Origin of the sequence: Ochrobactrum sp. SFR4, assembly GCF_019730395.1 — a bacterium.
Lineage (GTDB): Bacteria > Pseudomonadota > Alphaproteobacteria > Rhizobiales > Rhizobiaceae > Pseudochrobactrum.
This window is the reverse complement of the sequence record NZ_JAAPBB010000003.1, coordinates 140095-162348: the sequence shown is the minus strand read 5'-3', so window position 1 is coordinate 162348 and position 22254 is coordinate 140095. Positions and strand designations below refer to the sequence as shown.

Below are 22254 nucleotides of genomic sequence, written 5' to 3'. Positions count from 1 at the left end.
TTTAATCCTTCCCCTTAACGAGCGTAGGTGACAGCTTTAACAGCCTCAACAACTTCCGCAACCGATGGCAATGCCAGCTTTTCAAGGTTGGCAGCATATGGCATTGGCACATCTTTACCGGCAATGGTCATGATCGGCGCATCGAGATAATCGAAAGCCTGCTGCATCACGCGGGTTGCAATTTCTGTACCCACGGAAGACTGCGGGTAGCCTTCTTCCACAGTGACCAGACGGCCGGTCTTTTTGACCGATTCAATCACAGTCGGCATATCCATCGGACGGATGGTACGCAGATCGATGATTTCAACGTCGATACCGATTTCAGCCAGCTCTTCAGCAGCTTTGATCGCATAGGTCATGCCGATACCGAAGGACACGATGGTCGCATCTTTACCGACTTTGTGAATGCGGGCTTTGCCGATTGGCAGCACGAAATCTTCAATATCCGGCACATCAAATGTGTGACCGTACATAACTTCGTTTTCGAGGAAAATGATCGGGTTCGGATCACGGATCGCAGCCTTGAGCAGACCTTTAGCGTCAGCAGCCGAATAAGGCATGATGACCTTCAGACCCGGAATATGGCTGTACCATGCAGCATAGCACTGGGAGTGCTGTGCACCAACGCGGGCAGCGGCACCCGAAGGACCACGGAACACCATAGGCGCGCCCATCTGACCACCGGACATATACAATGTCTTGGCAGCAGAGTTGATGATCTGATCGATCGCCTGCATGGCGAAGTTGAAAGTCATGAACTCAACAATCGGGCGCAGACCTGTGTAAGCAGCACCGACACCGATACCTGCAAAACCGTGTTCGGTAATTGGTGTATCAACAACGCGCTTGTCACCGAATTCAGCCAGAAGGCCTTTGGTTACCTTATAGGCACCTTCATATTCAGCAACTTCTTCACCCATGACGAATACGTCAGGGTCACGGCGCATTTCTTCAGCCATTGCGTCACGCAGAGCGTCACGAACAGTGGTAGGCACCATCTTTGTACCAGCCGGAATATCCGGATCATTGGCAACTTCGATTTTAGGTGCAGCAGGTGCCGCAGGTGTTGAAGCACCTGGCTTCTCGCCACCAACAACAGGCGCTTCCGAAGTGACCATGGTTGGCTGTTCAGCGGCAGGCGCTGCAGCCGGAGCAGCTGTACCAATGCTATCGGCGCTTTCGCCGTCAGCAATCAATACAGCGATCACCGAGTTTACCTTAACACCTTCAGTACCTTCAGCAATCAGCAGCTTGCCGATAGTGCCTTCGTCCACAGCTTCCACTTCCATGGTCGCTTTATCGGTTTCAATCTCTGCAATGACATCGCCGGAAGTGACTTTATCGCCTTCCTTTTTCAGCCACTTGGAGAGTTTGCCCTCTTCCATTGTCGGGGAGAGCGCTGGCATAAGAATTTCAACAGGCATTATTTTATCTCCCAACGGCCGCGAACAACAGCTTTGCTATCTTTAAACTTACCGGCGTCTCGCAATTGTTGAGCAGCCCAACGAACATCATATTGCCAAGTAAAAAATAGGTTACCGCTCTTGCGGAGGTCGGCTTCGTGTTTATCCCAGACATAGCGTGCCACCTCAATAAGGGTTGCACTACCGCCATATGAAGCAACAGCCTGAAACACAATATCTTCCAGATCTTCTCGCGTCATATGCCAACCTTACAGCAGAATATCAGTGTAGAGTTCAGATGCATCCGGCTCCGGATCATGCTGTGCAAAGTCTGCTGAATCAGCAACAATGTCACGCACTTCCTTATCAATCGCCTTCAGGTCATCTTCCGAGAACCAGCCATTATCCATCATGCGGTATTTAACCTGCTCGATCGGATCATGCTCGGAGCGCATCTTCTGCACTTCATCCTTACTGCGGTATTTCGCAGGATCGGACATCGAGTGACCACGGTAACGATAGGTCTGCATTTCGAGAATGATCGGACCCTTGCCGGAACGTGCCCATTCCAGTGCTTCTTCACTGGCGGCGTTCACAGCGCGCACATCCATACCATCAACCTGAATACCAGGAATATTGAAGGACAGACCGCGACGGGAGAAATCGGTTTCAGCCGAAGCGCGGGTTACAGCAGTACCCATCGCATAACGGTTGTTTTCGATTACATAAACAACAGGCAGCTTCCACAGCGACGCCATGTTGAAGCTTTCGTAAACCTGACCCTGGTTAGCAGCACCGTCACCGAAATAGGTGATGGAAACGCTGTCATTACCGCGATAGCGGTTTGCAAAGGCCAGACCGGTGCCGAGCGACACCTGCGCACCAACGATACCGTGGCCGCCGTAAAAATGCTTCTCTTTCGAGAACATATGCATCGAGCCGCCCTTGCCTTTCGACAAGCCGCCCTGACGACCGGTCAGCTCAGCCATCACGCCGCGCGCGCTCATACCGGCTGCGAGCATGTGACCGTGATCGCGATAGGCAGTAATAACCTGATCGCCGTCCTGCATAGCTTTCTGCATACCGACAACAACAGCTTCCTGACCGATGTACAGGTGACAGAAACCGCCGATGAAACCCATACCATAGAGCTGACCGGCTTTTTCTTCGAAGCGACGGATCAGCAGCATCTCACGGTAAGCGTGGAGATCTTCTTCTTTGGTGAACTGGTTAGGCTGGGGTGCCTTGAGAGTGTTAGACAGAGCTGCCTGCGATTTACCCGCAGCAGTTTTTTGTGCCCTAGGTGCCATATTTTGCTCCCTGTTATGGTGGGCGCAGAATAAACCTCATCAGCCAAACTTACAATATGTCTAAACAGCTAATTTTGCACTATTTAAGTTATTGAAAATAATAAGAAAACATCCAATTAACTGCAATTCAGTTAATTGGTCTTTTTGCCGCGATCGACAATAATTGTAACCTCATCCGCATGAGACAGATTCAATGCGCGGCGCGCCTGCTCATCCAGAATATCCTTATCAATTGAACCGTCACGCAACTGCAAAACCTGTCGTTCCAGAGACTCTCTCTGCTCGGTCAAATCAGTCAGTTGCTTATTGAGCGAAACGGTTTGCGCCAGCAATTGTTCCTTTGAATAGATGCCATAGGCACCATTATAAGCATGAAAACCAAAATAGGACAAAAAAGCCGTAGCCAGAACAGGCACAATCAGGCGGCCCTTAATGCTTTTACGCTTTTGCTTTGTCCACATACTCACACCTCTGGAGCAATACACATCCGATACGCGGATATCTGCCCGTAAATAAGGACTGAATTTATCAAGAAACGATAAATTCCACCCGATATTTATTTAAAGCATATTAGCCTTAACAGAGACTTACAGAGGCGATGCAAAACTACATTTAATACAAAAAAGGCCTGCATTTTTCATGCAGGCCTCTTCTCAGTTTATTTCAAAGCAGGATCTTACAGGCCTTTAAAAGCCGAACGACCGGCATAACGCGCCTGTGTGCCCAGCTCTTCCTCAATACGGATCAACTGGTTGTATTTTGCCAACCGGTCTGAACGTGCCAGCGAGCCGGTTTTGATCTGGCCGCAATTGGTGGCAACAGCGAGATCAGCAATGGTGGAATCTTCAGTTTCGCCCGAGCGGTGCGACATTACAGCGGTGTAGCCGTTCTTATGTGCGGTTTCCACGGCATCCATGGTTTCAGACAGCGTGCCGATCTGATTGACTTTAACCAGAATGGAGTTAGCAACGCCCATTTTGATACCATCACGCAAACGTGCGGAGTTGGTTACAAACAGATCATCACCAACGAGCTGGGTTTTCTTGCCTGTCAGATCGGTGAGGGTTTTCCAGCCTGCCCAATCATCTTCCGACATACCATCTTCAATACTGATGATCGGATAATCTGCGGCCAGCTTGGCCAGATATTCAGCCTGCTGCTGGGGCGTACGGGTTACACCCTCGCCTTCATAGACGTAATTACCGCCTTTGAAGAATTCAGTTGCAGCGCAATCCAGACCGATTGCAATTTCTTCGCCTGGCTTGAAACCGGCTTTAGCAATCGATTCCATAACGAAATCAAGCGCAGCTTCCGCGCTCAGCAGATTTGGTGCAAAACCGCCTTCATCACCCACATTGGTGTTGTGACCGGCAGCTTTCAGGCGGGATTTCAGTGTGTGGAACACTTCCGCACCATAACGCACAGCTTCACGCAGAGAAGATGCGCCAACCGGCAGAATCATGAATTCCTGAAAATCAATCGGATTGTCCGCATGTGCACCGCCATTGATGATGTTCATCATCGGCACCGGCAGGATATGGGCATTAGCACCACCGACATAGCGGTAAAGCGGCTGACCGGAAGCCTGCGCAGCAGCCTTGGCAACCGCGAGGGAAACGCCGAGAATTGCATTGGCACCGAGGCGGCTTTTGTTTGGCGTACCATCCAGATCAATCATGGTCTGGTCGATTTCGATCTGATATTCCGCTTCATGACCGGCCAGCGCGTCAAAAATCGCGCCATTGACGGCTTCGACAGCCTGTTCAACGCCCTTACCCAGATAACGGGTACCGCCATCACGCAACTCAACTGCTTCGTGAGCGCCGGTTGATGCACCGCTTGGTACAGCCGCACGGCCGAAAGAACCGTCTTCCAGTGTCACGTCAACTTCAACAGTCGGATTGCCGCGGCTGTCGAGAATTTCACGACCGACAATATCGATGATCGCAGTCATTGGGAGTATCCTTCCATAAAGCATGTCCGGCAAAATGACGAAGCGGTTTTGCGTAAAGACAATGCATAAAACAAACCGGTAGAGCCAATACCATGCCGCCCTCATCAGCCGAAACGGTATTACAGAAATTTCGCGCTATTGATAACCAATCAGATTGCCGGACGCAAAGGGCTTCGGCCAATCAGATGTTAATTTCCGGATTTTCAAACGATATTAAAGTGAAGAGTTTGCGACAGCGGCAAAAATCCCGCCCACAAAACAAAAAAGGAGCAGATGAACTGCTCCTTTTTTCACATTTACATTGCCGCAACCCGACTCTGTTCCGTTTTCTGGAAAGCCTTTGCCAGACCTTCATCACGCGCATAAACATCGTCATAATAACGGATTTTACCACTCGCTTCGTCCGGCCATGCGGTGAAATAGGTCAGATAAATCGGCACACCGGACGGCACTTTGATACCGCGCTCATTCTTGCCGAAATATTTGGTCAGGTTTTCCTCACCGGTACTCATGACCGCAGAAGCCATGGCACGCGGATCGGCCAGACGGATACAGCCATGACTGATCGCCCGCATATCGCGCTTGAACGCTGCTTTTGACGGCGTGTCATGCAGATAGATATCGTGGCTGTTCGGAAACAGAATTTTCAACTCGCCCAGCGCATTATTCGGACCCGGTTTCTGACGTACACCAACATGCGCTTTGCCTTGCGCAACCGCAGACCAGTTGACTGAAGATGAAGCCACGCGCTTGCCACCGGCAATCACTTCATAATTATTGCGGTCAAGATAGCCGGAATCAGCCAGAATACGCGGCATCATCTCATTCATCACAATAGAGCGCGGCACCCCCCATGACGGGTTAAACACCACAGTGCTGATTGTATCATAGAAGAAATGCGTCTGGTTGCGCGGTGAACCGATCACCACATCCATTGCCAGCTGCTCTTTGCCCTGATCGAAATATTGCGCACGATAGGCAGGCTGATTGACGAAAACATAGCGCTGACCGAAATCGCGCGGCAGCCAGCGCAGGCGTTCCATTGCATAGAGAATACGCTCGCGTTTGACTGAAGATGTTTCGCCCTGCAAAGCAGAGATTGTAGCACTGCCGATCACACCATCCGGCGTTTTACCCATCAGTTTCTGATAATCTTTAACTGCGGCCACCAATTCAGGATCATAAAGTGTCCCGTCCTTGTGACGGTCAAACATCTCCTGATAGCTATTCAGATAACCGGCTGGTGCTTTTTGTACGATCAGCGCCAAAATTTTAGGCAGTTCCGCATTGTCCTGCCCCGGTTTAATCAGCGTATCCGCGGCAATACGCACAGTGTTTTTTGTTTCCGGCTTCATCGAAGCCAGCTGCGCTTTCAGCTTCTGATAATAGCTGTTTTGCGGATTGAAACTGCTAAGCACTTCTGCCGGATCAGATGCATCTTCCAGAGTTTTCAGTACCAGTTCCGGCTTGATACGATTGCGCGGCAAATCATGGAAACCACTCAGACGATTGGCGATCACCCGCCCCTCACCGGCATCCAGCGCATAGCGCAATGCCCGTGCAGTCAGATTGATTTCAAACGCCGCCATTTCACGAATACGCTGATCTTTTTGCGCAGCGTCAAATTCCAGATCAGGCACTTTCACCGCATATTCAGCAGGAACCAGCCCATCTTCTTCTGCCCGTTCGAACAGCGCCAGCACATCTTCAGCGCGGGAAGAAACATTCAGACCATCAGACCACAGAAGTGCCTGCTCGGTTGCGTAGAAGGACACAATTGCCTCGGCAACGGACTGTTCAGCCTTAACATCCGTGGCTTTAATCGCATCCAGAACAGCAGTTACCAAAGCTGTGTCTGTTTGCGCTACGGTCTTTTTGGCAACCGGATTAATCAGCCCACCGGCACGCTGCGGCAGAGTACTGATAAAGTTAGCAGCTTCAGCATAAAGAGCAGACGGCAGCATGCCACCTTCTTTTTCAGAAATGGCTGCGGTCAACTGCATATCAACAGCGGTGAAATCCACTTTCACCAGCTTTTCAGGTTTGTAGTCGTAAGTCTGCGGCCCTTTGACCGCAACAGTCTTAACGGGCGCAGTTACGGTTTTGGCAGGTTGCGCGGCAGCGGCAGGTTTGACCGTCCGTGCTGCTCCTGTGGCTTGCGGTATCTGCTGAACAGGCTGCTGTTGTAACTGCTGGCGCTGCATTTCACGCGCCTCGCGCTTCTCACGGAACAAGTCCATCAGATTGCTGGCCGCATTGGCCTGCTGAACCGGAGCCAGCACAGAAATACCGGCAACAGCAGTGATAGCCGTTGTAAAAAATGCATTGCGCATGGAGGAACTTACGATCAAGGGAAAGGATTTCAGTGAAATAGTCATATCTGTCCGTCAGCTCTCGAGCAAAACAAGCTATGCAGGCAGCCGCCGGCGAAATGATCCGGCACCGCAATGATTCATTCCCAATAATGTGCGCCATTGTGATTTAGAAACTTTTAACAATAAATATAATTTTAGCGATCAAAGCCTCTTCTCCCGCCAAATCTTAGAAAAAGATCAATCTGCCGCAGTGGCAATAGCGGTCACAAGCGTTAAAAGCCCGTCATCTGATAACTTACGTCTGACCGGCTGCCTGCTGAAATCTCAGCGGCAAAACCGGCGAACAAGGTGATATATGGCTGAGCAATTGAATACCGGAATGTTTCCGCTTGGTGAGGATACAACCCCCTATCGTAAACTGACATCCGAGCATGTTTCGGTTGATACATTCAAAGGTCAGGAAGTTCTGACCGTTGAACCGGAAGGTCTGCGCTTGCTGGCCGAGGCTGCTTTTGCCGATATCAACCATTTGCTGCGTCCCGGCCACCTGCAGCAGCTCAGCAATATTATGGAAGATCCGGAAGCGACCGATAATGACCGCTTCGTTGCCTATGATCTTCTGAAAAATGCCAATATTGCCGCCGGTGGTGTTCTGCCAATGTGTCAGGATACCGGCACCGCGATCATTATGGGTAAAAAAGGCCGCCGTGTATGGACTGAGGGTGGCGATGAAAGCGCGCTGGGTTCCGGTGTGATGGATGCCTATTTCAAAAAGAACCTGCGCTACTCCCAGCTGGCACCGCTGGAAATGTTCAAAGAGCAGAACACCAAGAACAACCTGCCTGCACAGATCGACATTTATCAGGAAGGCGAAGACGCCTATAAATTCCTGTTTGTCGCCAAAGGCGGCGGCTCAGCCAATAAGACATTCCTGTTTCAGGGCACACCTTCCCTGCTGACTCATGACCGCATGATCGAGTTTCTCAAAGAGAAAATCCTGACACTCGGCACATCGGCCTGCCCGCCATACCATCTGGCGATTGTCATCGGCGGCACATCGGCTGAACAGAATCTCAAGACTGTTAAACTTGCTTCCACCCGCTATCTCGACAGTCTGCCAACCAAAGGCTCGGAAGACGGCCATGCATTCCGCGATCTGGAAATGGAACAGGAAATCCACAAACTCACCCAGTCTCTCGGCGTGGGTGCCCAGTTTGGTGGTAAATATTTCTGCCATGATGTGCGTGTTATCCGTCTGCCGCGCCACGGCGCATCGCTGCCGATTGGTCTGGGCGTTTCCTGCTCGGCTGACCGTCAGGCTAAAGGCAAGATCACCAAAGACGGTATCTTCCTAGAAAAACTGGAAACCAATCCGGCGAAATATATGCCTGACATTGATGAAGCCAAGCTCTCTGACAGTGTGGTGAAAATCGATCTCAACCAGCCAATGGCAGAGATTCTCAAAACCCTGTCGCAGCATCCGGTGAAAACCCGCCTGTCACTGACCGGCTCCATCATTGTGGCACGCGATCTGGCACATGCGAAAATCCGCGAGCGTCTCGAAAACGGCGAAAGCATGCCGGATTATTTTAAAAATCATCCGATTTATTATGCAGGCCCTGCCAAGACCCCAACCGGTTACGCATCAGGTTCCTTCGGCCCGACAACTGCCGGCCGCATGGATTCCTATGTTGACCAGTTCCAGTCTTTCGGCGGCTCCATGGTGATGCTGGCTAAAGGCAACCGCTCCCGTCAAGTACGTGATGCCTGCGCCAAGCACGGCGGTTTCTATCTCGGCTCCATCGGCGGCCCAGCCGCACGTCTGGCTCAGGACTGCATCAAGAAAGTCGAAGTGGTTGAATATGCCGAGCTCGGCATGGAAGCCATCTGGCGTATTGAAGTTGAAGATTTCCCTGCTTTCATCGTCATCGATGACAAGGGCAATGACTTCTTCAAGGAACTGAACCTGTCATAAGGTCAAACAAAAAAAGCCGGAGAAAACTCCGGCTTTTTTGTTTTTAGTATTACGCAGTTTCGAACGGATCGTAGCGGGAATAAAAACATAGTCCGGCGAACTATGTTTCCCGCGAAGGCGGTATCCACTTTTGTCTCAAAACTGCCTTAGTGAAACTTCGGTTCGCGGCTGAGATTTTTCTCTTTCAGCTCATCAAGATAGCCCTGCCAGCGGGTTTCATATTCTTCGCCCAGCTGATGCAGATAAATCCATGTGAAGAGGCCGGTATCATGCATATCATCAAAAGTGATGCGCACCGCATAATTGCCGACCGGATCAATCTTCATAATACCAACATTGATCTTACCCGGCACCGTCACGCGTTGCTCCGGTGAATGTCCCTGTACTTCAGCAGACGGCGACAATACGCGCAGCATTTCCGCAGGGAATGAATAATTATGCCCGTTGTTGAATGTCACAGACAGGGTTTTCCGGTCTTGGGAAACCCGAAGTTCTTCCGGCCAGATATCGCTCATTTCAAGATCCACCATATTCATATCTGACTCTGTGGTAATCGCAGAACAGAATCAGGACAAGAGCTTGTTTGCGCGTCACCTCTCCCCATGCGTGACATAATGCAACTGGACAGTGCCATATGTTGAACTTATCTCTCTTATATAGAAGTGATATTTGAGCGAACCGGCATACGGAAATATGAATATAGCAGCACAAAACAGCAGTAAAACCACGTCTAACGCGCCGATGATTGACCCGTTCGGGCGGGCAATTACCTATTTGCGCGTCTCTGTGACTGACCGCTGTGATTTCCGCTGCACCTATTGCATGGCCGAACATATGACCTTTCTGCCGAAGAAAGATCTGTTATCGCTGGAAGAACTCGACCGTCTCTGTTCAACTTTTATTGATAAAGGCGTACGCAAAATTCGTCTCACCGGCGGTGAACCGCTGGTACGTAAAAACATCATGCATCTCATTAGCAGCCTGTCGCGTCATATTGAGGCTGACCGGCTTGATGAACTGACACTGACCACCAACGGTTCGCAGCTTTCACGTTATGCGGAAGAGCTTGCCGCCTGCGGTATCAAACGCATCAATGTTTCTCTCGACACGCTGGATGCGGAAAAGTTCAAAACGATTACCCGCTGGGGTGATCTGGCGCAGGTTCTGCGCGGAATTGATGCAGCGCAAAAAGCCGGTCTGCATATCAAGCTTAATGCTGTTGCTCTCAAAGGTTTCAATGACCATGAAGTTCCGGACATGCTGCGCTGGGCGCATGGTCGCGGTATGGATATGACGCTGATTGAAACCATGCCGATGGGCGAGATTGATCTCGACCGCACTGATCAATATTTGCCGCTCTCCATGCTGCGCGCTTCACTTGCCCGTCAGTTCACGATGACCGACATTCCTTATCAGACCGGCGGCCCTGCCCGCTATGTACAGATTGCGGAAACCGGCGGTCGCCTCGGCTTCATCACACCAATGACCCATAATTTCTGCGAAAGCTGCAACCGTGTGCGTATCACCTGCACCGGCACGCTTTATATGTGCCTTGGTCAGGAAGATGCGGCCGATCTGCGCGAACCGTTGCGGGCAAGCACTGACAATGCACTGCTGTCGGACGCGATCGACTATGCAATTCTGCGCAAGCCAAAAGGCCATGACTTCATCATTGACCGGCGACATAACCGCCCTGCCGTCTCACGCCATATGAGTGTCACCGGCGGTTAAAGCATTCCGGCGTTTAATAAACGCATTGAACGCCCGCTGCGATGCGCTCACGACACACCCCAAACCACAAACCGGCATTATCTTGATTTTTATATCATTATTTTGCCGCGCATGACGCAAACGGGTGACCATGTCGCATAAATACTTGTTATAAGTCCGGCATAAATGCATTTCAGCAAAAGTGCGAAGCGGTTTTGCGAAGGACAATGCGACAAAACAAAAATTTAGAGCGGCGTCGCTCTAAATGAAAGGCTCTTCAGCTTTTCCTGCAGGAATATGACCGTGGCACTTTCAGCTAATATCCGCTCCAGCCTTTATATGATGCTCGGCATGGGAGTCTTCGCCATCGGCGATGCTCTGACCAAATATTCCACGCAGACGCTCAATCTCGGGCAGTTCATGTTTATGCGCGGATTATTATGCATTCTCCTGTTAGCCTTTATTGCCGCCCGACAAGGCGTGCTCAGCCGTTGGCGTGATGCATTGGACAAAGTCACCATCCTGCGCGGTTTTGGCGAAGTCGGCGCAACAACCTTCTATCTGGTGGGGCTCACACATCTGTCGCTCGCATTTGTCTCATCCGTCTATCAGGCCGTGCCATTAGCAGTAACGCTTGGTGCAGTACTGTTTCTCGGTGAAAAAGTCGGCTGGAGACGCTGGTTGTCGATAGGTATCGGTTTTATCGGCGTATTGATTATCATCCGCCCCGGTGGTGATGGCTCCGGTAATGGAATAAATGCCTATGCCCTGCTGTTGCTTGTCGGTGTTTGCTTTACTGCCATGCGCGACCTCTCTACCCGACGCATCAATATGCAAATCCCCACCATTCTGATTTCTGCCATGACTTCGATTATGATTACCATTACCGGCTTCATTATCATGCAGACAGATACCGGCTGGGTGCAGCCAACCACTGCAGACATTATCCATGTCAGCATTGCTGCCGTGCTGCTCATTATCGGCTATCACTGCATTATTCTTGCCACCCGCGCCGGTGACATGTCCTTTGCTTCGCCGTTTCGTTATACCAGTCTGCTTTGGGCAATCGCGCTGAGCTATATTGTATTCAACCAGATACCGGATCAAAATACGCTGATCGGCTCAGCAATCGTGGTCGCCAGCGGTTGCTATATGCTTTATCGTGAAGCAATTACGGGCTACCGGATGCGCAGAGAGTTGCGCCGGCAAAATGCCGGAAGCAGTATTTCCCCCTGAAGTCCGGTTTTTCAGTCAAAGGTGCGTCAGTCATGTCTGTCCCAATCATATCTACCGGCAAACAAGTGCTGACAGGTAAAAATGTTTTGGGACTTATTCTGGCAGGCGGCAGCAGCCAGCGCCTCGGTGGCGGTGACAAATCCCTGCGTCCGCTCGGTGACCATACAATTCTTCATCAGGTATGTGCGCGTTTGAAGCCACAAACCGATCAGATTATTATCAGCGCCAATAGCGATCCCGCCTTTTTCGCAAGTTTCGGCTATCCCGTTATCAATGACGGGAAATGGCTCAACAGCGGCCCGCTGGCCGGTATTCTCGCCGGTTGTCATTATGCAAGCCAGCTTGGTTGCAGCCATGTGATGAGTGTGGCCGCAGATACACCGTTTTTTCCGCCCGATCTTTTGCATCGGTTTGCGCAGGTTCTGGCGGACACAGCCTCAGCTATGGATGACACAATTATATTCGCCCGTTCGGATTTTGGTGCGCATCCGACCTTTGCACTGTGGCCGGCAAATATGGCTGCCTCACTGGAAAACTGGCTCTCGGAAACTAAAAGACGCAGCATTCGCGTTTTCGCGAATAATCACACTGTTGCCTATGCAGATTTCAGCGAAAATGATAAAATCAGTGGTCTTGATCCGTTTTTTAATATCAACACACAAACGGAACTGGCGCTGGCCAGATCAGCCTGGCAATTGCAGGATATGAGCGGCTGGCAGGAGCGTGAATCATGACACAGAAAATCTTCGGTATCACCGGATGGAAAAACTCCGGCAAAACCACACTTGCTGAATGTGTGGTGCGCGAGCTGACCAGACGCGGCTATAAAATCTCAACAATCAAACATGCCCATCATAGTTTCGATATTGATACAGAAGGTACCGACTCCTATCGCCACCGTCAGGCCGGCGCGGCTGAGGTTGCCATTGTTTCTTTCAATCGCTGGGCATTGATGCATGAATTGCGCGATGCTCAGGAACCTGCGCTTGAGGAAATTGTCAGCCGTATGGCGCCCTGCGATCTGATATTGGTTGAGGGCTACAAGAACGATAAACATCCCAAGATTGAAGTCCGGCGTAAAGACAGCCCGACTCAAATCCCCCTCAATGCAGAGCAATATTCGATCGTCGCAATCGCAACTGATGAAGGATTGAGAGATCAGAGCGTACCGGTTCTGGATCTGAATAATATTGCAGCCATCAGCGATTTTGTAGAAAATTACTGTGGTTTGGAAAAAGGAAACTGAAAACGAGAGTTGAAAACCGAAAAAATCACTAAAATTAAAACATCAAATTTAACAATTAAAATATTGATTTAAAATAGTAAATCGATAATTCAATTTCAAATACATTTATAAACCGCTGAGCAGTAATTTTCACATTTGCTCACATTGTTTTAAAACGCTTTTTTACCCTTGCCTTTCTCTCGAAAATGGTGGGAATATCCAGCGAACAATTATTACGTCAGAATCCGGCAAAAAATAAACCGATTAGAATAAGCCGGCTTTGTAGTTCTGACATTATAATTGCAACTTTTGGATGGGTTAAACGGGTGAAAAGTACATGAAAAATTACAAGAGAATTATCGGAACCGCGCTGTCTGCCATGGTCATGACCGGTGCAGTTTCCCTGACTGCCACAGCAGTGCAGGCACAAGAACCTTTGAAACTGACAATTGCAACCGAAGGTGCCTATCCTCCGTTTAACTTCATTAGCGCTTCCGGCGAGCTATCCGGTTTTGACGTGGATATCGGCCGCGCGCTCTGCGAAGAAATGAAAGCTGAATGCAAGTTCATCACCATTGAATGGGATGGCGCTATTCCGAGCCTGCAGGCCGGTAAATTTGATGCTTTCATCGCTTCTATGTCCATCACCGATGAGCGTAAGAAGCAGGTTGATTTCAGCAACAAATATTACAACACCCCTCCGGGTCTTGCTGCTCCGAAAGATACCGATATCAAAGGTACAAGCAAAGAAGATCTGGCCGGTAAAACCATCGGCGTACAGATCTCCACAACCCATGCCAATTACGCAGAAAAAACCTTCACGGACAGCACCATCAAAGCCTATCCGACTGCGGAAGAATATCGTCTTGATCTGGCCAATGGCCGTCTTGATGCCGCAAGCGATGACAGCGTGACCCTGTCCCAGTGGCTGAAAACCGAAGACGGCGCCTGCTGCAAAATGGTTGGCACATGGGCTCCGGTTCTGGAAATTCACGGCCCGGGTGCAGGTGTAGCCTTCAAAAAAGGCAATCCTGAACTGATCGCCAAATTCAATGATGCGATTAAAGCCATTCGCGCAAACGGCAAATATAAAGAAATCAACGATAAATATTTTGAATTCGACGCTTATGGCGCCGAAACAGACTAGAGCGGTTTGCGTCCAGATTGGATTTCTACGCTCGCTCTAGATTCTTTAGTTTGTCGCATTGTCACGGGTGTCAAGTTGATCCAACTTGACTGTGAAATGCTCTGAAATCAGCGGGTTTACCGGCTGAAACTCTCTTAAAGCTGCATCCTCGTGATGCAGCTTTTTTATATGTTTTTTGTTATCGTTTCCGATTTAATGCAAAAACCACATCAACCTATGCATAATCATCTGAAAGCCGCCACCTGCATGTCGTAAATACAACTATTTTGCGAACATACACCTGATAAAGACGGAAGAAATTTTCAAAATCCACAATATTAAACTATCGACATAACATATTGATATTTAATATTTTATATCAATGACACCGGCAAATTATGTGCACATAAGAATGATTTAAACCATGTCCAGCGCTTTATTTTTCCGCGTGCGGGCAAAACATGATTTTTGATACTTGCCTTTAACTCCGGAATGATGGGAATATCACCGTTAACAAATTTTTCTTCGTAAAGAAAATGAGCTAAAAAAACGCCGGCGAAGAGAAGAAAAAACAACAATGCTTCTTACAATGGGTCTTATGGGGGTATCTGAAGAATGAATAAAGTTACGGGAGCAAGCCGCCGTTTCAGCAAAGCTCTGCGCGGGCTGGCAACTGCCGGCGTGGTTACAATCACTGCCGTTGCAGCACTGACCGCATCCGCGCATGCTCAGGAGCAGCTTACACTGAAAGTCGGTTCGGAAGGCGCTTACCCTCCCTACAATTTCGTCAAGGCTGACGGCACGGTCGCAGGCTTTGAAATCGACATCGCCAACGCGCTTTGCGAAGAATTAAAAGCCAAATGCCAAATCATTGTGCAGGACTGGGATGGTATGATCCCCGCCCTTCAGTCCGGCAAGCTTGATGTTGTGATCTCCTCCATGTCGATCACTCCGGCCCGTAAAGAACAGGTCGATTTCAGCAATAAATATTACAATCCTGCTGCAGCAATCGCCGTGCCAAAAGATTCTGATATCAAAGGCACAGCAAAAGAAGACCTCGCTGGCAAAACAGTCGGTGTACAGTCCTCAACTGTTCATGCTGTGTTTTCTGAACAAACCTATTCCGACAGCACCATCAACAATTACGGTAGCTCGGATGAAGCCCGTATGGACATGGTTGCCGGTCGTGTTGATGCTGTGAATGACAATATCGTATCGCTGATTGACTGGCTGAAAACACCGGAAGGCGCCTGCTGTAAACTGGTCGGACCAGTGAAGGCGAATCTTGAAATTCACGGTCCGGGTGTTGGTGTTGCCATCAAAAAAGGTCGTGAAGAACTGGTTGAAAAATTCAACACAGCTATTCTCGCCATCCGTGACAACGGTAAATATAAAGAAATCAACGACAAATACTTTGATTTCGACATTTACGGCGAATAATTCCGAAGAAACCGGCCAGACCCGTCTGGCCGGTATTTTAATAAACTGATCTTGACGGGTGACAAACCGGATTTGCCACCCGTCCTTACAGGGATAGACTAAATGGAAAAATATGCTGTGTTAATTGGCTTTGGTCCGGACGGATGGGGGCTAAGCATAGCATGGGGGCTGTTGACGACCGTTTTACTGGCGCTTGCCACTTTGCCAATCGGTTTGTTACTCGGTTTCCTTGTTGCTTTAGGAAAGCAATCGGCTGAGCCATCGCTGCGCCTTGCTTCCAATATTTATACAACGATATTCCGCGGATTACCTGAGTTGCTCACACTGTTTCTGGTGTATTTCGGCGGCTCTCTTGCGGTTCAGAAAGTTTTTGCGCTGATCGGCTTTCAGGGTTCGGTAGAGGTCAATGCCTTTGCTGCCGGTATGATTGCTCTGGGTTTTGTTTTCTCTTCCTACTCCAGTGAAGTGTTCCTGTCCGCGTTTCGCGCCATTCCTAAAGGTCAGTATGAAGGCGCTTATGCCATCGGCCTTACCAATTTTCAGACCATGCGCAAGATTATCTTCCCGCAGCTGATTAAAATTGCTCTGCCGGGCCTCGCTAATCTCTGGATGGTTCTGCTCAAGGATACATCGCTGGTATCGGTTATCAGCCTGACAGATATTCTGCGTCAGACTTCGGTTGCTGCGCGCGTTACCAAAGAACCGTTCCTGTTCTACGGTGTGGCCTGCCTGATCTATCTGGCACTCGCAATTATCTCTTCTTACTTTATCGCCCGCATTGAAAAATGGGCTGAAGGCAGCCGCAAACAGCCGGCAGCAAGCGTGGTGCGTCAATGACAACAATAAGCAATATGCAAACTGATCGCGTTTTTCGCCCTGCTGAGCCGCCTCGTCCGTGGACAGGTGCACGCATCACCGGTCATATACTGGTTGCTATCTGGCTTGCGCTTTTCGCTGGTCTTGCAATCTATCTGTATAATTCATGGCAGATTGATCTGGTTGAAACCTATGCGCCGCGTTACTGGAACGGTCTGAAAACGACCCTAATTCTGGTTGCGCTGTCGATTGTGCTTGGCGCTTTGCTGTCACTGCCGGTTGCACTCGCCCGCATGTCGGATAACCGTATTCTGGGCGGCATCGCCTATGCCTATGTGTATTTCTTCCGCGGTACACCGCTGCTGGCGCAGATCTTCCTGATCTATTACGGCCTGGGAACCTTCCGCCCGTTTCTGGAAACCATCGGGCTTTGGGGTTTCTTCCGCGAAGCATGGTATTGCGCGGTTCTGGCATTTACGCTGAATACAGCCGCCTATCAGGCTGAAATTCTGCGCGGTGCAATTATCAGCGTGCCAAAAGGCCAGTGGGAAGGTGCACATGCGCTCGGCCTGTCTAAGTTCCAGACATTCCGCAAGATCATTCTGCCTCAGGCACTGATTGTTGCTCTGCGCCCTTACGGCAATGAAATCATTCTGATGATTAAAGGCTCCGCTATTGTTGCGATCATCACGGTTTATGACCTGATGGGGGAAACCCGCCGTGCCTATTCCCGTACATTTGATTTCCAGACCTATCTGTGGGCGGCAATCATTTATCTGGCGATTGTGGAAGTGCTGCGTAATATCATTGAATGGATTGAGCGCCGGATCACTGTTCACCTTATCCGATAGAGCGTGTCGCGTTTAATCATAGCCACTACGCTCGCTCTATCTTCTTGTTTTTACGCATGTCGTTATCGGAAAACCGGTACCCACTTTTCCGCGACATGCTTTAAAAGATAAGACATACAGAAAACAAAAAGCCTGCCTCTGATCTCAGAGGCAGGCTTTTTAATTGGTAAAACAAATCAGATCAGTTATTGTTCGTCAAAAGCTCCAGCAGCACATCGGCTCCCATTTCACCGGCGGGCTTATCCGTATGCATTTTAGCGATAATCCGCTCGAAGCCATCAATCTGTGCCTGCCGCACCAATCCGTCCTCAAGCAAACCCTCAATCTGGCGGCACAGCATACCTGCACGGACAAACTCGTTAAAAAATTCGGGAATAACAGGCGTATCATCAATAATATTGGGCAGTGATGCGCTCCAGATGGTTATCAGCCGCGTGATGAATAGTCTGCTGAAGAGATCGGCCTTGTAAGTAATCACTGCCGGAATTTTGGTCAGCGCCAATTCAAGGGATACGGTACCCGAGGCAGCCAGTGCCGCATCGGCTTTGGCAAAGGCATCCCATTTCGCAGCCTCACCGGTAACAATAACCGGCTTAACCGGCCAGTCTTTTGTCAGGTTCTGTACATAGCTTTCATGGCGTTCCGGTGTTGGCAGGATCGCATGAACAGTCCCGTTACGTTCATTCAGCAATTGCAGTGTCGTACCAAATTCTTTGAGCAAAGCCTGTATTTCAGACCGGCGAGAACCTGGTAAAAGCAGAATAGTTTTCTCGGCATCTTTTGCCGGTGCGTTACGGTTTTTCCGTGCTTTAGCGATATCCAGCAATGGCTGATAGCTGCTCAGCCTGTGCCCGACATAAGTCGATTTCGGACCTGAGAGACGCTGCATGACCTCTACTTCAAAAGGCAGAACTGTCAGCACATGATCAATATATTTGCGCATTTCCTTGGCGCGCTGCGGACGCCATGCCCAGACCGTCGGTGCAATATATTTGATGATCGGTATCGACGGATCGGCCTGACGTACTTTCTTTGCTACACGATGGGTGAAATCCGGACTGTCGATAATCAGCAGGCAATCCGGCTTTTCAGCTACAATCGCTTTGGCGGTCTGGCTGATCCGCATAATCAGCTTCGGCAACCGCGCCAGCACTGCTCCAATCCCCATCAGCGCAATCTCATCAGGATCAAACAGGCTCTGCAATCCGCGCTGTTGCAAATGAGTGCCGCCAACGCCCACGAGGCTGATCAGACGATCCGTTTTAGTACGCAGCGCATCCACAAGATCTGCTCCAAGCAAATCTCCGGATTCTTCACCGGCTACAACAGCAATTTTCAACGGAAGTTTTTCACTCATATTCAAACCGGCATCCTTTGGATTAAAGTGGTTCCGGTCAGAGCAAAATCATTGGAACCGTATTATCTCTTTAGTTGGTCGCGTTGGCATTATCGTCAAACAGAATCGATTTAACTGTGCAATGCTTTACCCTACGCCCGATTAAACGAATGCGCTTCGGCTGCAAGAGCTGCAGCATAGTTGCTGAACAGCGGCAGAGCTATACAGGTTTTGAAAAATTATTCGCGCGGACTGTCGAAAGTAACAAGAAACAAGCCCTGAGCATCGGCGGATTGAACTGTGTCATGATAGGACAACATCACAGTACGGCCAGCCTCAATAGCGATACCTGCAAGCCCTGCGGCTGCAATATTGGTCACCGTATCAATACCGATTGTCGGCAGATCAGCCCGTTCATCCTGCGCAGGCTTGGCGCATTTAACCAGCACACCGCCCTGACGCGGGATGCGGCCTTCCTGACGCAACTGGCGCACACGCTCAATCATATTGTCGGTGCCTTCAGCGCCTTCCAGCGCCACAACACGACCGCCGGTAGCAATGGCACCCTGCCCGACATCCAGCTTGCCCAATATGAAGGCGGCTTCGCGTGCAATATCGATATTATGCTGTTCTTTTTTATCCGGCTTAACCACAGTCAGCACAGATGCTGCCGGTGCCAGAATATCGGGCACAATCTGATGTGCACCGACCATATTGAAACCGTAGGATTCCAGAAGCCCGATAAAAGCACGAAGCAAGGCATCATCGCCTTTGCCCAATGCCTTAATCACCCGCGGCAGAGCACGGATGGTTGTCATATCTAAACGTATATCGCTTAAATGCGGGCGCTGACGGACACCGCCCGCCAGAATAACATTCTTCGCACCGGCTTGTTTCAGTGCCTTAATCAGACGGGTGAATTCCACCACTGAAACAGTTTCATGTTCAAAGCGTTTGAGGCTTTCATCCGCCTCGCCCTTCAGACAAATGACAAAGGGCGGATTGCCTTTCTTTTCAAGAGCTTCTGCCACAACCTGTGGCAAGAGCCCGTTACCGGCAATAATAGCGGTTCTGGCTTCAGCATCTACGGCCCGGACAGAAACAGCACTCTTCGTCATATTATGAATGATCTTCAATATGACCGTGCTTGCCATGCAAAAGCGGTGTCGTGAACGAGCTGCGCTTGGCATCGGCCGTGATGAAAGCAATCAGATCACCCACAGCCGGTGAATCTGCAAACTCTATGCGCACGTCTTCCACACGCTCTTTCACCGGTTTCGTACGGTCAAACAGCATACGTGTTGCACGGCGCACAGCATGGATTTCTTTGCGTTCCAGACCGGAACGCTTCATGCCAATGATATTGAGGCCACCAAGATGCGCATGAACGCCAATGGCCATGCCAAACGGAATAACATCCTGCACAACAGCCGCCATACCGCCAACAAAGGCATGATGGCCGACGCGGACAAACTGGTGCACAGCAGCGCCGCCACCGAGAATTGCATGATCGCCGATTTCACAATGGCCGCCGATCATCACATTATTCGCAAAAGTAACGTGATTACCGACATCGCAATCATGGGCGACATGGGCATAAGCGAGGAATGTGGAATTATCGCCGACATTGGTATAGCCGCGGCTGGTATCGGATCCGCGATGCATAGTCACGCCTTCGCGGATCATCGCATTTTTACCGACCAGCAGCTTGGTGTGGCCACCTTTATGCTTACCGTTTTGCGGCTCACAACCGAGAATAGCATGCGGAAAAACTTTGGCATTTTCACCAAGAGTCGTAAACCCTGTAACAACAACGTGGCTCATCAGCTCGCTGTTATCACCAATCTCTGCGCCTACCTCAATATGGCAGAAAGCGCCGACAGAAACACCCTGACCAAGTTTAGCGCCCGGTTCAACGCAGGCTGTCGGGTGAATAGAGGTTTCACGCATTCAAATCACGCTTTTTCTTCAGTTATATCAAAGCCCGAACCGGACTTTGAAAATTAATGTATTTGTATTGCAGGATCGCCTGTAACAGACAGTCTGCTTATGCACCGGTCATTGCAGAGACATCCGCTTCGGCAACCTTAACGCCGTCAACTTCAGCGACACATGCAAATCTTGAAATATTTCCGCGCTGCTTCACTTTTTTAACGCGAAGCAACATCCGATCACCCGGAACAACAGGACGACGGAATTTTGCATTATCAATTGTCAGCAAAAATACGGTTCCTGCATTTTCAAGGCCCATTTTGAGCATTGAAATCGCACCGGCGGTCTGCGCCATCGCTTCAATAATCAATACACCGGGCATAATAGGGGTCGCAGGAAAATGTCCAGTAAAATGTGGTTCATTGAATGTCACATTTTTGATACCGGTCGCAGAATCGTCACCGTCAATATCGACAATACGATCAATCAGTAGAAACGGATAACGATGCGGCAGAACTGCCAGCAACTTCTGAATATCTGCTGAACCAAGGCTGTTCTGCTCAACATTCTCACTCATATCAGGATTTCTCCTTCTTACTTTGACCGATACTACGCAACGTCGCAATATCGCGGAACCACTGCTTCAGCGGTCTGGCAGGCAGACCACCCCATCTCTCACCATCGGGAATATCATTCATCACACCACTCGCGGCAGCAATCTGCACGCGTGAGCCGATATTGATATGATCTGCAAGACCGACACGGCCGCCGATCATTGCCATATCACCGATGGTCACACTACCGGAAATACCGGTATGAGCGGCAATTACGCAATGCCGCCCGATTTTAACATTATGAGCAACCTGCACCAGATTATCGATCTTGGTACCCTCACCGATCACAGTATCGCTCAATGAGCCGCGATCAATCGTCGTATTCGCACCGATTTCCACACCATCCTGAATGATGACGCGACCGAGCTGCGGCACTTTTTCAAGTCCTGCAGGACCCGGCACATAACCGAAACCATCCTGCCCGATGCGCACACCCGGATGCAGATAAACGCGGTTACCGATCAGCGCATAGGTCAGGGAAACATTCGGCGCAATGATACAATCGCGGCCAATTTTACAGCCCGCGCCAATTACACTATTCGCACAGATTGTTGTACCGGAACCGATAGATACACCGGCGCCAACAACAGCGCCCGGCTCGATCGTAACATCGCCTTCAATCTCGGCAGTCGGATGAATCGTGGCATTTTCAGAAATACCAGGAACGCCCAGCAATGAGCGCGGATGCACAGCCTGTTCATAGAGCTTTCGGCCGACAGCAGCAAAATCTCTTTGTGGAGAACGGCTGACCAGAACAGCAATACCTTCAGGAATCAGAGATGCCTGCGCTTCTGCACATAGCACAGCGGCTGCTTTGAGCGATCTCAGAGCAGCTTCGTTTTTCTTACCTTCAAGGAAAACAAGGGAATCCGGTGTTGCATTATCCAAAGACGCCAAATGCTCAATTTTCCGGTCGGCATATTGCTTTGTCAGCAATTCGGAACCGGTAAATTGAGCAATATCAGCGACGTTGAGTGCACAGGACAGCGTATAAAATACAGGATCTGCCAT

The 22254-nt window shown here is 49.9% G+C and carries 21 protein-coding genes; 9 read left to right on the top strand and 12 right to left on the bottom strand.

The genetic code is table 11. The features are described from left to right. Window positions 1–14 precede the first annotated feature (14 nt). The 6 genes from HBA93_RS04860 to HBA93_RS04835 form a co-directional block, all read right to left on the bottom strand. Complete coding sequence (locus HBA93_RS04860) at window positions 15–1424, bottom strand: pyruvate dehydrogenase complex E1 component subunit beta (RefSeq protein ID WP_221722518.1); 1410 nt, start codon at window positions 1422–1424, stop codon at window positions 15–17. After that, window positions 1424–1663 (bottom strand): hypothetical protein, encoded by a 240-nt coding sequence (locus HBA93_RS04855; protein ID WP_221722517.1) that lies wholly within the window; start codon window positions 1661–1663, stop codon window positions 1424–1426. The genes HBA93_RS04860 and HBA93_RS04855 overlap by 1 nt, the downstream gene beginning before the upstream one ends. A gap of 9 nt (window positions 1664–1672) precedes the next feature. Beyond that, entirely contained in the window at window positions 1673–2713 is a 1041-nt protein-coding gene (gene pdhA / locus HBA93_RS04850; protein WP_121992639.1) for a pyruvate dehydrogenase (acetyl-transferring) E1 component subunit alpha, read from the bottom strand. A 131-nt stretch (window positions 2714–2844) separates the two neighbouring features. After that, window positions 2845–3174 (bottom strand): FtsB family cell division protein, encoded by a 330-nt coding sequence (locus tag HBA93_RS04845; RefSeq protein WP_022712372.1) that lies wholly within the window; start codon window positions 3172–3174, stop codon window positions 2845–2847. A gap of 215 nt (window positions 3175–3389) precedes the next feature. After that, window positions 3390–4667 (bottom strand): phosphopyruvate hydratase, encoded by a 1278-nt coding sequence (gene eno / locus HBA93_RS04840; RefSeq protein ID WP_122092151.1) that lies wholly within the window; start codon window positions 4665–4667, stop codon window positions 3390–3392. A 296-nt stretch (window positions 4668–4963) separates the two neighbouring features. After that, window positions 4964–7045 carry a L,D-transpeptidase family protein gene (locus tag HBA93_RS04835; protein WP_286201756.1) on the bottom strand — a complete coding sequence of 694 codons (2082 nt, stop codon included), beginning with the start codon at window positions 7043–7045 and terminating at the stop codon, window positions 4964–4966. Window positions 7046–7337: 292 nt separating this feature from the next. Between HBA93_RS04835 and HBA93_RS04830 the strand changes: the two genes are divergently transcribed. After that, window positions 7338–8957, top strand: a complete 1620-nt coding sequence (locus tag HBA93_RS04830) for a fumarate hydratase (RefSeq protein ID WP_221722516.1) — start codon at window positions 7338–7340, stop codon at window positions 8955–8957. A 146-nt stretch (window positions 8958–9103) separates the two neighbouring features. On the opposite strand, the gene HBA93_RS04825 is transcribed toward HBA93_RS04830, so the two are convergent. After that, complete coding sequence (locus HBA93_RS04825) at window positions 9104–9472, bottom strand: gamma-butyrobetaine hydroxylase family protein (protein ID WP_028233980.1); 369 nt, start codon at window positions 9470–9472, stop codon at window positions 9104–9106. A 178-nt stretch (window positions 9473–9650) separates the two neighbouring features. On the opposite strand from HBA93_RS04825, the gene moaA reads away from it, so the two are divergent. From moaA to HBA93_RS04785, 8 genes are all read left to right on the top strand, one after another. Continuing rightward, on the top strand, window positions 9651–10688 hold the full coding sequence (gene moaA, locus HBA93_RS04820; protein WP_353619318.1) for a GTP 3',8-cyclase MoaA: 1038 nt from the start codon (window positions 9651–9653) through the stop codon (window positions 10686–10688). A 282-nt stretch (window positions 10689–10970) separates the two neighbouring features. After that, window positions 10971–11903 (top strand): DMT family transporter, encoded by a 933-nt coding sequence (locus tag HBA93_RS04815; protein WP_221722515.1) that lies wholly within the window; start codon window positions 10971–10973, stop codon window positions 11901–11903. A gap of 32 nt (window positions 11904–11935) precedes the next feature. Beyond that, a complete protein-coding gene (gene mobA / locus HBA93_RS04810; RefSeq protein WP_221722514.1) occupies window positions 11936–12637 on the top strand; it encodes a molybdenum cofactor guanylyltransferase MobA in 702 nt (233 codons plus the stop codon). Continuing rightward, complete coding sequence (gene mobB / locus HBA93_RS04805) at window positions 12634–13149, top strand: molybdopterin-guanine dinucleotide biosynthesis protein B (protein ID WP_221722513.1); 516 nt, start codon at window positions 12634–12636, stop codon at window positions 13147–13149. Before mobA ends, mobB begins: the two co-directional genes overlap by 4 nt. Before the next feature lie 316 nt (window positions 13150–13465). Next, window positions 13466–14275 carry an ABC transporter substrate-binding protein gene (locus HBA93_RS04800; protein ID WP_221722512.1) on the top strand — a complete coding sequence of 270 codons (810 nt, stop codon included), beginning with the start codon at window positions 13466–13468 and terminating at the stop codon, window positions 14273–14275. 636 nt (window positions 14276–14911) lie between these two features. Beyond that, window positions 14912–15694: a transporter substrate-binding domain-containing protein gene (locus tag HBA93_RS04795; RefSeq protein WP_370637810.1), complete on the top strand. Its 783-nt coding sequence runs from the start codon at window positions 14912–14914 to the stop codon at window positions 15692–15694. 102 nt (window positions 15695–15796) lie between these two features. Next, a complete protein-coding gene (locus HBA93_RS04790) occupies window positions 15797–16531 on the top strand; it encodes an ABC transporter permease (protein ID WP_121992647.1) in 735 nt (244 codons plus the stop codon). 14 nt (window positions 16532–16545) lie between these two features. Beyond that, entirely contained in the window at window positions 16546–17361 is an 816-nt protein-coding gene (locus HBA93_RS04785; RefSeq protein ID WP_286201755.1) for an ABC transporter permease, read from the top strand. Between the two features lie 181 nt (window positions 17362–17542). On the opposite strand, the gene lpxB is transcribed toward HBA93_RS04785, so the two are convergent. From lpxB to lpxD, 5 genes are all read right to left on the bottom strand, one after another. Beyond that, a complete protein-coding gene (gene lpxB / locus HBA93_RS04780; RefSeq protein WP_221722511.1) occupies window positions 17543–18718 on the bottom strand; it encodes a lipid-A-disaccharide synthase in 1176 nt (391 codons plus the stop codon). Between the two features lie 218 nt (window positions 18719–18936). Continuing rightward, window positions 18937–19815 (bottom strand): LpxI family protein, encoded by an 879-nt coding sequence (locus HBA93_RS04775; protein ID WP_121992650.1) that lies wholly within the window; start codon window positions 19813–19815, stop codon window positions 18937–18939. A gap of 1 nt (window position 19816) precedes the next feature. Further along, a complete protein-coding gene (lpxA, locus tag HBA93_RS04770) occupies window positions 19817–20647 on the bottom strand; it encodes an acyl-ACP--UDP-N-acetylglucosamine O-acyltransferase (protein WP_221722510.1) in 831 nt (276 codons plus the stop codon). A gap of 97 nt (window positions 20648–20744) precedes the next feature. Next, complete coding sequence (gene fabZ / locus HBA93_RS04765) at window positions 20745–21206, bottom strand: 3-hydroxyacyl-ACP dehydratase FabZ (protein ID WP_022712388.1); 462 nt, start codon at window positions 21204–21206, stop codon at window positions 20745–20747. 1 nt (window position 21207) lies between these two features. Then, window positions 21208–22254 (bottom strand): UDP-3-O-(3-hydroxymyristoyl)glucosamine N-acyltransferase, encoded by a 1047-nt coding sequence (gene lpxD / locus HBA93_RS04760; RefSeq protein ID WP_221722638.1) that lies wholly within the window; start codon window positions 22252–22254, stop codon window positions 21208–21210.